This window comes from Burkholderia sp. MSMB1588, from assembly GCF_001546925.1.
In the GTDB taxonomy this organism is placed as follows: Bacteria; Pseudomonadota; Gammaproteobacteria; order Burkholderiales; family Burkholderiaceae; genus Burkholderia; species Burkholderia humptydooensis.
Genome location: NZ_LNJS01000001.1, coordinates 1,213,624 through 1,225,240, shown reverse-complemented (window position 1 = coordinate 1,225,240; position 11,617 = coordinate 1,213,624). Strand labels below are relative to the sequence as shown.

Here is an 11,617-nt window from a genome sequence, read left to right as displayed (position 1 = left end):
AAATAATCGTTGATGCGCGATCCGCGAACGGCGCTCAGCTCATTGTCGCGAGCGCGAGCTTCACGGAAAAGCCGACGAACAGGCCGCCCACGCCGCCCGACGCGCCCGCCGCGAGCTTGCGGCGGCGGCGGAAGTGATCGGCGAGGCGCGCGCCCGTGAAGATCAGCGTGCTCAGATACACGAAGCTCGCGAGTTGCGCGATCGCGCCCAGCACGACGAACGTCAGCGCCGGATGCGCGTAGGCCGGATCGACGAACTGGATGAAGAACGAGATGAAGAACAGGATCGCCTTCGGATTCAGGAGGCTCACGACGAGTGCCTTGCGAAACGGCCGCTCGCCGTCGACCGCGCGCGGCGCATCGGCGCCCGCGTCAGCGGGCCGCGCGAGCTTGCGCCACGCGCCGCGCAGCATGCCGAGCCCGATGTACAGCAGGTACGCGGCGCCGCCGTACTTGACGACCGAGAACAGCAGCGGGTTCGCCTTCAGGAGCGACGCGACGCCCGCGGCGGACAGCACCATCAGCACGGTGTCGCCGAGGAACACGCCGCACGCGGCGCGGTAGCCAGCTCTCACGCCGCGCTGCGCGGCGAGCGACAGCACGTACATCGAGTTCGGCCCCGGCAGCAGAATGATGAACACCACGCCGAACACGTAGGTCCAGAGATCCGTGATGCCGAGTGCGTGACCGAACATGATGCGAGACTCCGTAACCGATGCGATGGGCTCAGGCGCTGCGTGTCTTCGCCGCGTCCATCAGCGCGGTGAAGCGGTCGAACAGATAGCCGATGTCGTGCGGGCCGGGCGATGCTTCCGGGTGGCCCTGGAAGCAGAACGCGGGCTTGTCGGTCAGCTCGAAGCCCTGCAGCGTGCCGTCGAACAGCGAGACGTGCGTCGCGCGCGCGTTCGCGGGCAGCGAATCGGCGTCGACCGCGAAGCCGTGGTTCTGCGACGTGATCACGACGCGGCCGTTCGCGAGATCCTTCACCGGATGGTTCGCGCCATGGTGGCCCGTCTTCATCTTGAGCGTCTTCGCGCCGACCGCGAGGCCCATGATCTGGTGGCCGAGGCAGATGCCGAAGGTCGGCACGCCGCGCTCGATGAATTCCTTCGTCGCGGCGATCGCGTAGTCGCACGGTTCCGGATCGCCCGGGCCGTTCGACAGGAAGATGCCGTCCGGATTGAGCGCGAGCGCTTCGGCCGCGCTCGATTGCGCCGGCAGCACGGTCACGTGGCAGCCGCGCTCGGCGAGCATGCGCAGGATGTTGTATTTCACGCCGAAGTCGAACGCGACGACACGGTAGCGCGGCGTCTCCTGCATCCCGTAGCCGCTGCCGAGGCGCCACTCGCTCTGCTTCCACTCGAACGGCTTCGCCGTCGACACGACCTTCGCGAGGTCCATCCCCGCGAGCCCCGGGAACGAGCGCGCGAGCGCGAGCGCCTTCGATTCATCGTCGGAGCCCGTCAGGATGCAGCCGTTCTGCGCGCCCTTGTCGCGCAGGATGCGGGTCAGCTTGCGGGTGTCGATGCCCGCGATCGCGACGACGCCTTCGTCGCGCAGATAATCGCCGAGCGTGCTCGCCATCCGGAAGTTCGACGCGAGCGCGGGCAGATCGCGCACGATGAGGCCGGCGGCATGGACTTTCGTCGCTTCGACGTCCTCGGCGTTCACGCCGACGTTGCCGATGTGCGGATAGGTCAGCGTGACGATCTGGCGCGCATAGCTCGGATCCGTGAGGATTTCCTGATAGCCGGTGATCGCGGTGTTGAACACGACTTCGCCGATAGTATGGCCGGCCGCGCCGATCGAATAACCACGAAAGACCGTGCCGTCGGCGAGTGCGAGCAAAGCGGGAGAAAAAGACGGCAACACGGGGGGCTCCTTGGGGGACACCCTTGCCGCCGACCTGTCTATCCTGCCGCGCGCTCGCGGGCCGCGTGACGCATCACGCGCGCGTGGGCGCTTTCGCGCGCGGGCTTGCGGTCGAGCGCGAAACGGCGCGCGCAGGCGCGGGTTTCGCGGCATCGCCTGCGTCAAGCGGCGTGCGGCGGACGAACGGGATGAAGGAGGTAGGCGCTAGGGTGCGAGGTTGATTAGCACAAACTTTCAAATTATAGCGTGAAATTGGCCTTATCTTCAATCGATCAGCGCACTTTCCGCGCGCTTCGCGCCAGCCGGGCGGAACTCGGCTGCGCGAAGCGCCGAGCCGGCGCGGCTCGCCTCCCCTCTTTCAGTGTCGCTTGGTTGTATGCGGCGACGATCGATTCGTCAAGCCGATATTCATTCCTCAGCCGATTCGCGCCGCCGGCCTGTCGAGCGCGCGATCGGGCAGCACGTACCAGACCGCGCTCGCGATCTGCAGCGCGACGAGCGCGCCCCAGGCGCTCAGGTGCGCCGCGGCCGGATAATGCCCGGCCTGCGTCGGCCAATGCGACAGCACCGCGCCCACGCCGACCTGAAAGCCGAAGATCAGCACGAAGATGACGAGGGTGAGCGTCGTGTTCGCGCGACCGATCAGGTGCACGGGGAAGTATTCGGCCAGCACGGCGTAGCTCAGAATGCCGACGCCTCCGAATACGCCGTACGCCGCCCACAGCACCGTGGCGGGCAGCGGCGCGCGCAGCATGATCGCGAGCTGGGTTGCGACGAAAAGCGCCATCCCGAGCCCGCAGAACGCGTACAGCGATACGCCGCGCCGCTCGAGCCCGCGCGCCGCCGCGCCGAAGCCGACGCAGCCCGCCATCATCGCGAAGCCGAGCACCGACACGAGCGCAGCCGCGTCGCGCGGCGCGAAGCCGCTCACATCGCGCAGGTACGCGCCGACCCACAGCGACTGCATCGCGTAGAACACGCCCTGCGTGGCGACCGAGAACGAAGCGATCTTCCAGAAGGTCCGGTTCGTGACGATCCGCCAGGTGCCCGCGAATTGCTCGGCGACGCTCGCGTCGTGGCGGCCTGCCTGCGCGTCAGGGGCGAACGCCCACAACGCGGCCGCGACCGCCGCCGTGAACGCGCCGAGCCCCGCGCACACCGCGCGCCAGCCGGCGAAGCCGAGCAGCCATTCGAGCGGCGAGCCGACCGCGACGCCGCCCAGGCCGCCCACCGCCATCACGAAGCCGTTCAGAAGCGGCAGCCTGGCGACCGGGAAATGCTGCGCGAGCGCCTTGAACGCACCGCCGAGGCACACCGACACGCCGACGCCGATCAACAGCCGCCCCACCATCATCGCGCCGATGTCGTGCGCGGCGCCGAACACCCATGCGCCCGCCGCCGCGACGAGCAGCAACGCGGCGCTCACGCGGCGCGGGCCGTAGCGGTCGAGCAGCACGCCGGCCGGAATCTGCGCGCAGGCGAAGCCGAGGAAATAGAGACTCGTCAGCAGCCCGAGATCGGCGGCGGACAGACCGAGGTCGCGCGTGATGAGCGGCGCGAAGCCGAGATTCACGCCACGAAAGACATACGAAACGAAGTAGCCGATCGCGAACAGCGCGAACACGCGAAATTGCACGAGGGACATCAACGGTCACCGGTAAAGCGCCGGCCGACGAACCGACGGCGACGCGCACAAACGAAAACGCCGTCACCTGGGTGACGGCGTCCGGCGATGATAGTCGATTGCGCGCCGGCGGCCGGAAAGCCCCCGCGGCGCGCGCGCCCTTTCGTCTTACTTCTTCTTCGCCGTCTTGCGGCTCGAGGTCTTGGCGGGCGCGGCCTTCGCGCCGCTCTTCGCCGCGGCCTTCGCCGACGGCTTCGCGGCGACGGGCGCCGCCTTGCGGCCGCGGCTCGACGCCTTGCCGCCCGTATGCAGGCTCGCGCGCTCGATGTGGCCGCCCGCGACCGACGTCGCGATCCGCTCGGGCCCGGGCTCAGCCGGCACCGCGCGGCCGACGGGCACGTGCAGCACCATCGTCTGGCCCGGCATCACGACCGCGCGGCGCGTGCGGTTCCATCCGCGAAGCTGCGCGACCGACACGCCGTAGCGGCTCGCGAGCGCCTCCATCGACTGCTTGCGGCGCACGCGGATCAGCATCTTGCGCGTATCCGGCACGTCCGGCTCCATCGCGAGCACGCCGTTCTCGGCGACGTCGGCGCTGATGTCCTCGTCGTCGTCATCGGTGCGCGGCACGACGATCGTCGAGCCGGGCTTCAACCGCATGCCGGCCGGAATCTTGTTCACCTGCATCAGCGTGTCCGCGTCGACGCCGATCTTCTCCGCGATCGCGGCGGGCCGCGCGCGCTCGGTGACGGTGTACGCGGTCCACGACGACAGTTGGCCGTCGTACGACTTCAGGCTCTTCTCGAACGCCGACGCGTTGTCGAACGGCAGCAGGATCTGCGGCTGCGTCGCGCCGAGGATCACGGGCTTCGAGAACGACGGGTTGAGCGACTTGAATTCGTCGAGCGGCAGATTCGCGAGCTTCGCGGCGACCGTCACGTCGATGTCGCGCGACGTCGTGACCGTCACGAAATACGGGTGGTTCGGAATCTCCGGCAGCGCGAGGCCGTACTGCTGCGGGTTCATCACGATGTTCTTGACCGCCTGCAGCTTCGGCACGTAGTTGCGCGTCTCGTTCGGCATCCGCAGGCTCTGGTAATCGGTCGGCAGGCCGGCCGCCTGGTTGCGCGCGATCGCGCGCTGCAGGTTGCCCTCGCCCCAGTTGTACGCGGCGAGCGCGAGATACCAGTCGCCGAACATGTCGTGCAGGCGCGACAGGTAATCGAGCGCGGCGCTCGTCGACGCGAGCACGTCGCGCCGCTCGTCCTGCCACATGTTGCGCTTCAGGTTGAACGTGCGCCCCGTGGCCGGCATGAACTGCCACATCCCCGCCGCCTTCGCGACGGACAGCGCCTGCGGGTTGTACGCCGATTCGATGAACGGCAGCAGCGCGAGCTCGGTGGGCATGTGGCGCGACTCGAGCTCCTCGACGATGTGATACAGGTACTTCTGCGAGCGCTCGGTCATCCGCTGCACGTAGTCGGGACGCTGCGCGTACCAGGACGCCTGCATGTCGACGAGGTCGCTCTGCAGATCGGGCATCTGGAAGCCGCGGCGGATGCGCGCCCAGAGATCGCTGTCGGCGGTGGTGAGGTCGCCGACCGATTGCTTGTCGACGTCGACGGTTTCTTTTGCGGAAGCGGACTTGCGCAAGTAGTCCGAAGCGGCTTGCGGGTCGGAGGCTGCGGGATTTTGGGCAGTCGGCCCGGTGCCCGCGCACGCGGCGAGCGTCAGGACCAATAGCGCACTGAGGAGGAATCGCATGAAAATCTCGGCTTCCAACGGCTGGAAATTGCAGGCGATAGTACGAAAGTGCGTGCTTCGCGTCAATAAAAAGGCCGAAAAAACCCGCTAAATCGGATATTTGGGGCCGATTCTCCAGATTCCGGTTGAGCTTGACCCGACTGTCCGCGAGCTCAACGAAAACGGTTTTTCCACTCCCGCATCAGCGTGAATGCCGCGAGCCGGTCGGGCACCGCCTCGTGCAGTTGCGTTTCGAGCGTCGCGCGGATTGACGGGCTGTCCGCGCGCAGGAACGGGTTCACCGCGCGCTCGTGCGCGATCGTCGTCGGCAGCGTCGGCTCGTGGCGCGCGCGGCGCGCGAGCGCTTCGTCGCGCCACGCGGCGAGCGCCGCGTTCTCCGGCTCGCACGCGAGCGCGAACTGGATGTTCGACAGCGTGTACTCGTGCGCGCAATGCACGCGCGTGTCGCCCGGCAGCGCCGCGAGCGCGTCGAGCGACGCGAGCATCTGCGCGGGCGTGCCCTCGAAGAGGCGCCCGCAGCCGCACGAGAACAGCGTATCGCCGCAAAAGAGGTGTGGCGCGGCGTTGCCCGGCCCGGCCGGCTGGAAGTACGCGATATGGCCGCGCGTGTGGCCCGGCACGTCGATCACGTCGAACTCGAGCGCGGGCGAACCGATGCGCACGCGCTCGCCGCCCGTCACGCGGCGCGTGATGTGCTCGATCGCCTCGTGCGCGGGGCCGAACACCGTGAGCGGCTCGCCTTCGCGCGCGGTCGCGAGCAACTCGGCCACTCCGCCGACGTGGTCGCGATGGTGGTGCGTGAGTAAAATAGCGGTCAGCCGCCAGCCTCGCGCGTCGAGATGGCGGCGCACCGGCGCGGCTTCGCCCGGATCGACGGCGACCGCATGGCGGCCATCCGACACGAGCCAGATGTAGTTGTCGTCGAATGCCGGCACCGGCACGTATTCCAGCTCGTTCATGGGCGCGCAATCACCGAGATATGTCTGACCGTTCGATTATAGACTGGCCCGCCTGGACCGACTCCCCGCCCGGGCGCTACGTGCTCGGCTGGGAACAGGCGCAGCTCGACCGCACCGTGTCCGACGTGTTCGGCTTCCACGCGCTGCAGCTCGGGCTGCCACAGCTCGACGCGCTGCGCGAGAACCGCATGCCGTGCCGCGGCCTCGTGCTCGATCCGGCGAGCGGCGCGAGCGCGCCCTATCATTATCCGTGGGCGCGCGAGGCGCGCAGCGCCGAGCACGCGCCCGCCGGGCGCAGCACCGTGTGGTGCGACCTGCTCGATCTGCCGTTCGAATCGCAAAGCGTCGATCTGATCGTGATGCCGCACACGCTCGAGTTCACGTCCGATCCGCATCGGCTGTTGCGCGAAGCCGAGCGCGTGCTGATGCCTGAAGGCCAGCTCGTGATCACGGGCTTCAATTCGCTGAGCCTCTGGGGCGCGCGGCATTCGGTCGGCAAGATGGCAAGGCGGCCGTTCGTCCCCGCCACGCGCGACCAGATCACCTTCATCCGGCTGAAGGACTGGATCAAGCTGCTCGGTTTCGATCTCGAGCGCGGCCGCTTCGGCTGCTACCGGCCGCCGCTCGCCACCGACAAGTGGCTGTCCCGCTACGCGTTCATGGAGGCCGCGGGCGACCGCTGGTGGCCGATCTTCGGCGCCGTCTACATGGTGACGGCGATCAAGCGCGTGCGCGGAATGCGGCTCGTCGGCCCGATCAAGATGAAGAAGCCGGTGCGCGCGCCGGGCCTCACGCCCGCCGCCACCCCGACCACCCACCAAGAACATTCATGACGTTGCAAACCATCGACATCTATACCGACGGCGCCTGCAAGGGCAACCCCGGCCCCGGCGGCTGGGGCGCGCTGCTGCGCTACGGCACGCAGGAGAAGGAACTCTTCGGCGGCGAAGCCGGCACGACCAACAACCGGATGGAGCTCACCGCGGTGATCGCCGCGCTCGCGGCGCTCAAGCGCCCGTGCAAGGTGGTCGTCCACACCGATTCGCAGTACGTGCAAAAAGGCATCAGCGAATGGATCCACGGCTGGAAAAAGAAAGGCTGGGTGACGGCCGCGAAGACGCCCGTGAAGAACGCGGACCTCTGGCAGCGGCTCGACGCGCTCGTCGCGCAGCACGACGTCGAATGGCGCTGGGTGAAGGGGCACGCCGGCCATCCGGAGAACGAGCGCGCGGACGCGCTCGCGAACCGCGGCGTCGAATCGCTCGCGCAGGCATGAGCCCGCTCGCGCCCCTCTTTCCGCTTCACGACTGACTCGAATTCCGTATTCCCGACATGCGCCAGATCATTCTCGATACCGAAACCACCGGCCTGAACGCCCGCGCGGGCGACCGCATCATCGAAGTCGGCTGCGTCGAGCTGCTGAACCGGCGGCTCACCGGCAGCAACCTGCACTTCTATGTGAATCCCGAGCGCGACAGCGATCCGGGCGCGCTCGCGGTGCACGGCCTCACGACCGAATTCCTGAGCGACAAGCCGAAATTCGCCGAAATCGTCGATCAGTTGCGCGACTTCGTCCGCGACGCGGAACTGATCATCCACAACGCGCCGTTCGACCTCGGCTTTCTCGACGCCGAGTTCGCGCTGCTCGGCCTGCCGTCCTTCACCGACCACTGCGCGGGCGTGATCGACACGCTCGTGCAGGCCAAGCAGATGTTCCCCGGCAAGCGCAATTCGCTCGACGCGCTGTGCGACCGGTTCGGCATCAGCAACGCGCACCGGACGCTGCACGGCGCGCTGCTCGACTCGGAACTGCTCGCCGAGGTGTATCTCGCGATGACGCGCGGGCAGGAAAGCCTCGTCATCGACATGCTCGACGAAGCCGGCGACGCGCACCGCAACAGCGACGAGCCGCGGATGGCGTTCAGCGGGCTCGACCTGCCGGTGCTCGCCGCGACCGGCGAGGAGCTCGCCGCGCACGAGGCGCAGCTCGACGCGCTCGACAAGTCGGTCAAGGGCGCGTGCGTGTGGCGCAAGGAAGCAGCGGCCGGCGAGGCCTGACGGGGCGGTGGGCGGCACGGCGCGCGCCGCCGCGCCGAACCGGTCTCACCCGCGCGGCTGGAGCGCGATCACCGACATCCCGGCGAGCGCGAGCGCCGCGCCCGCCGCATCCCAGCGCGACAGCGGCACGCCGTCGACGATCCTCAGCCACGCGAGCGCGACGGCGATGTAGACGCCACCGTACGCCGCGTAGGTGCGCGCGGCGGCGGCGGGATGCAGCGTCAGGAGCCACGCGAAGAGCGCGAGCGACAGCGCCGCGGGCGCGAGCAGCCACGCCGGCTTGCCGGCCTTCAGCACGAGCCACGGCAGATAGCAGCCGACGATCTCGGCGACGGCGGTCAAGACGAACAGCGCGGCGATCTTCGCGAGTGAGAGCATGCCGGAGAGCGCGCGAGACGCGCGTCGAAAACGCCGCGCGACGCCGCGGCAACGGGCGCGATCATACCCCACGCAGCGCCCGCGAAATCGGCACCCGATCGGCAATTTGCGCGATCCTCCGTTATCGTGCTATCATGTCGCTTCTTTCAACAGTCTACGTCTGTCATTTATTTCGGCCATCAGGCCGTCCGGCTTTACGCCGCAACGGGTTGACCGGAATTTCGCTCACAAGAAAGCACGCCTTCGGGCAGCTTTTTTCGTTTCGACGCCCTTGAAGGGCATTCAACCGGCCGCGCGCGCCACGCGATGCGCCGGTTCGCCGACCGTCTCCATGCGGCGGTCTTTTCTCACGAGTGCACGTGCGCGACAACCACCGGGTCCGCACCGATCGGCTTCCGTTATGGATTAAGCGCTTCATGCGCCCGGTCACGCTCGCGACCCTTGTCCGATCGCGAGCCGCACTCCCCGGCGAACCGTGCGCCCCGCCGCGCGATTCGGCCGCCGTCACAGGAGTTTCGACCTTGACTGCAACACCCGCTCCCTCTACTTCGTCCATTGCGTCCGCCGAAGGCGCATCCGCCGCTCCGCACGAAATCACCGTCGTCGACCAAGGCCTCCTGAAGCGCGCCGTCGGCGCGATGGCGCTCGGCAACGCGATGGAATGGTTCGATTTCGGCGTCTACAGCTACATCGCCGTCACGCTCGGCCAGGTGTTCTTCCCGTCGAGCAGCCCGTCCGCGCAGTTGCTCGCGACGTTCGGCACGTTCGCCGCCGCGTTCCTCGTGCGCCCGCTCGGCGGGATGGTATTCGGGCCGCTCGGCGACCGCATCGGCCGCCAGCGCGTGCTCGCGATGACGATGATCATGATGGCGGTCGGCACCTTCGCGATCGGCCTCATTCCGAGCTACGACTCGATCGGCCTCCTCGCGCCCGCGCTGCTCCTCGTCGCGCGCCTCGTGCAAGGCTTCTCGACGGGCGGCGAATACGGCGGCGCGGCGACCTTCATCGCCGAGTTCTCGACCGACAAGCGCCGCGGCTTCATGGGCAGCTTCCTCGAGTTCGGCACGCTGATCGGCTACGTGATGGGCGCGGGCGTCGTCGCGCTGTTGACGGCCTCGCTGTCGCACGACGCGCTGCTGTCGTGGGGCTGGCGCGTGCCGTTCCTGATCGCCGGCCCGCTCGGCCTGATCGGCCTGTACATCCGGATGAGGCTCGAGGAGACGCCCGCGTTCAAGCGGCAGGCCGAGGCACGCGAAGCTCAGGACAAGGCGGTGCCGAAAGCGCGTTTCCGCCGGCAGCTCGCGCAGCACTGGCGCGCGCTGCTGCTGTGCGTCGGCCTCGTGCTGATCTTCAACGTCACCGATTACATGGCGCTGTCGTACCTGCCGAGCTATCTGTCGTCGACGCTGCATTTCGACGAAGCGCACGGCCTCGTGCTGATCCTGATCGTAATGGTGCTGATGATGCCGATGACGCTCGCCACGGGCCGCCTGTCGGACGCCGTCGGCCGCAAGCCGGTGATGCTCGCCGGCTGCATCGGGCTCTTCGCGCTCGCGATTCCCGCGCTGCTCCTGATCCGCACGGGCGAGACGTCGCTCGTGTTCGGCGGCCTGCTGATCCTCGGCGCGCTGCTGTCGTGCTTCACGGGCGTGATGCCGTCGGCGCTGCCCGCGCTCTTCCCCACCGAGATCCGCTACGGCGCGCTCGCGATCGGCTTCAACGTGTCGGTGTCGCTGTTCGGCGGCACGACGCCGCTCGCCGCCGCGTGGCTCGTCGACGCGACGGGCAACCTGATGATGCCCGCGTACTATCTGATGGGCGCGGCCGTGATCGGCGCGATCTCGGTGCTCGCGCTGCCGGAGAGCGCGCGCCAGCCGCTCAAGGGCTCGCCGCCCGCCGTCGCGTCGCACCGCGAGGCGCACGCGCTCGCGCGCGAGATCAAGCGCCGCGAGGCGGCCGAGCGCGACGACGGCGGCTATGCGAGCGCGGCGGCGCTGCGCGCGTGAGATTCGAGCGCCGCGACGCGGCCGTGCAGGCGCGTCGTTCGATGACGGACCGCGGAGGCGGCTCCCGCGATACCCAATGGGCGTGGCGGGGCCGCCTCCGCGTTTTTGCGCGTGGCGTGCAGCAGGCGGGGAAGCACGCCGCACGCCCGAACCGCCCCGCTCAATCGAGCGGCGTGCTCTCGAACTCCGGCAGCGCCTCCGCACGCGCGGACAGCGCGGCGAGCGCCGGATAGCGCGCCGGATCGATGCGCGCGAGATCCGGGTAGTCGCCCTTCATGAACTGCGTGAAGCGCCACGCGACCGCGACCGTCACGTCCGCCTGCGTGATCCGTTCGCCGACGAGCCAACCGCCCGCGCGCTCGATGCGCGCATCGAGCGCGCCGTACGCGGCGTCGAGCTGGCCGAGCACGCGATCGAGCCAAGGCTGATGCTGTTTTTCGCCCGGCCGCAGGCCATGCTCGTAGACGACCTGCACCGTCTTTTCGGCCGCCGCGAGCGCGAGGCCCGTCAGTTCCAGCACGCGCACGCGGGCCGGCGGATCGTCGGGCATCAGCCGCCGCTGCGGCGCGACGAGCCGGTCGAGGTAATCGACGATCAGCGACGAATCGACGAGCATCGTGCCGTCGTCGGTAAAGAGCGTCGGCGCCTTCACGACCGGATTGAGCGACTTGAACGCGTCGAACTGGCGAAACACCGATATCGAGTGATGCTCGAACGGCAGACCAAGCAGCTTCGCCGAAATCGCGACGCGGCGGACGAACGGGGAATCCAACATGCCAATCAGCTTCATCGGTAACGCTCCGCGTGACGTGGGGGGACCGACGACTTTAGCGCGTCGCGCGCGCTTCGCCTAGCGCCTGTTCACGTTCATGACGGGCTTGCGCCGGCCGCCCGCCGAGGCCACGTGACGCGATACGACATGATCCGGTTTGGCCGGGCCGGGCCGGGCCGGGCCGG

General features: G+C 68.5%; 11 protein-coding genes. 4 read left to right on the top strand and 7 right to left on the bottom strand.

Translation table 11 applies throughout. The features are described from left to right. Positions 1-34: 34 nt before the first annotated feature. The 5 genes from leuE to gloB all read right to left on the bottom strand — a co-directional run bounded on the left by leuE (position 35) and on the right by gloB (position 6,218). Entirely contained in the window at positions 35-694 is a 660-nt protein-coding gene (leuE, locus tag WS92_RS17325) for a leucine efflux protein LeuE (RefSeq protein ID WP_006026342.1), read from the bottom strand. 31 nt (positions 695-725) lie between these two features. After that, on the bottom strand, positions 726-1,871 hold the full coding sequence (gene carA, locus WS92_RS17320) for a glutamine-hydrolyzing carbamoyl-phosphate synthase small subunit (protein WP_009911923.1): 1,146 nt from the start codon (positions 1,869-1,871) through the stop codon (positions 726-728). A gap of 415 nt (positions 1,872-2,286) precedes the next feature. Further along, entirely contained in the window at positions 2,287-3,516 is a 1,230-nt protein-coding gene (locus tag WS92_RS17315) for an MFS transporter (protein WP_059929555.1), read from the bottom strand. A gap of 147 nt (positions 3,517-3,663) precedes the next feature. Beyond that, entirely contained in the window at positions 3,664-5,259 is a 1,596-nt protein-coding gene (locus WS92_RS17310) for a transglycosylase SLT domain-containing protein (RefSeq protein WP_059929630.1), read from the bottom strand. A 152-nt stretch (positions 5,260-5,411) separates the two neighbouring features. After that, on the bottom strand, positions 5,412-6,218 hold the full coding sequence (gene gloB, locus WS92_RS17305; RefSeq protein ID WP_059929557.1) for a hydroxyacylglutathione hydrolase: 807 nt from the start codon (positions 6,216-6,218) through the stop codon (positions 5,412-5,414). Between the two features lie 20 nt (positions 6,219-6,238). On the opposite strand from gloB, the gene WS92_RS17300 reads away from it, so the two are divergent. From WS92_RS17300 to dnaQ, 3 genes are read left to right on the top strand one after another with little or no spacing between them, the layout of a single operon-like run. Further along, positions 6,239-7,051, top strand: coding sequence for a class I SAM-dependent methyltransferase (locus WS92_RS17300; RefSeq protein WP_009911917.1), 813 nt, complete (start codon positions 6,239-6,241; stop codon positions 7,049-7,051). After that, the gene (rnhA, locus tag WS92_RS17295; RefSeq protein WP_006026336.1) at positions 7,048-7,494 is read left to right on the top strand and encodes a ribonuclease HI; all 447 of its coding nucleotides are present in this window, start codon (positions 7,048-7,050) and stop codon (positions 7,492-7,494) included. Before WS92_RS17300 ends, rnhA begins: the two co-directional genes overlap by 4 nt. Before the next feature lie 56 nt (positions 7,495-7,550). Next, positions 7,551-8,276, top strand: coding sequence for a DNA polymerase III subunit epsilon (gene dnaQ / locus WS92_RS17290; RefSeq protein ID WP_015601831.1), 726 nt, complete (start codon positions 7,551-7,553; stop codon positions 8,274-8,276). Between the two features lie 45 nt (positions 8,277-8,321). Here dnaQ and WS92_RS17285 read toward each other — a convergent pair whose 3' ends face one another. Continuing rightward, positions 8,322-8,654, bottom strand: a complete 333-nt coding sequence (locus tag WS92_RS17285) for a YnfA family protein (protein WP_059929559.1) — start codon at positions 8,652-8,654, stop codon at positions 8,322-8,324. A 521-nt stretch (positions 8,655-9,175) separates the two neighbouring features. On the opposite strand from WS92_RS17285, the gene proP reads away from it, so the two are divergent. Further along, positions 9,176-10,660: a glycine betaine/L-proline transporter ProP gene (gene proP / locus WS92_RS17280; protein WP_059929561.1), complete on the top strand. Its 1,485-nt coding sequence runs from the start codon at positions 9,176-9,178 to the stop codon at positions 10,658-10,660. A 160-nt stretch (positions 10,661-10,820) separates the two neighbouring features. Here the strand turns inward: proP and WS92_RS17275 are convergent, their stop codons facing one another. Further along, positions 10,821-11,450, bottom strand: coding sequence for a glutathione S-transferase family protein (locus WS92_RS17275; protein ID WP_059929563.1), 630 nt, complete (start codon positions 11,448-11,450; stop codon positions 10,821-10,823). Between the last annotated feature and the right edge of the window lie 167 nt (positions 11,451-11,617).

Coding starts and splice junctions, on each gene's coding strand:
- leuE (WP_006026342.1), bottom strand. CDS start 694: ATGTTCGGTCACGCACTCGGCATCACGGATCTCTGGACCTACGTGTTC.
- WS92_RS17315 (WP_059929555.1), bottom strand. CDS start 3,516: ATGTCCCTCGTGCAATTTCGCGTGTTCGCGCTGTTCGCGATCGGCTAC.
- WS92_RS17310 (WP_059929630.1), bottom strand. CDS start 5,259: ATGCGATTCCTCCTCAGTGCGCTATTGGTCCTGACGCTCGCCGCGTGC.
- gloB (WP_059929557.1), bottom strand. CDS start 6,218: ATGAACGAGCTGGAATACGTGCCGGTGCCGGCATTCGACGACAACTAC.
- WS92_RS17300 (WP_009911917.1), top strand. CDS start 6,239: ATGTCTGACCGTTCGATTATAGACTGGCCCGCCTGGACCGACTCCCCG.
- rnhA (WP_006026336.1), top strand. CDS start 7,048: ATGACGTTGCAAACCATCGACATCTATACCGACGGCGCCTGCAAGGGC.
- dnaQ (WP_015601831.1), top strand. CDS start 7,551: ATGCGCCAGATCATTCTCGATACCGAAACCACCGGCCTGAACGCCCGC.
- WS92_RS17285 (WP_059929559.1), bottom strand. CDS start 8,654: ATGCTCTCACTCGCGAAGATCGCCGCGCTGTTCGTCTTGACCGCCGTC.
- WS92_RS17275 (WP_059929563.1), bottom strand. CDS start 11,450: ATGAAGCTGATTGGCATGTTGGATTCCCCGTTCGTCCGCCGCGTCGCG.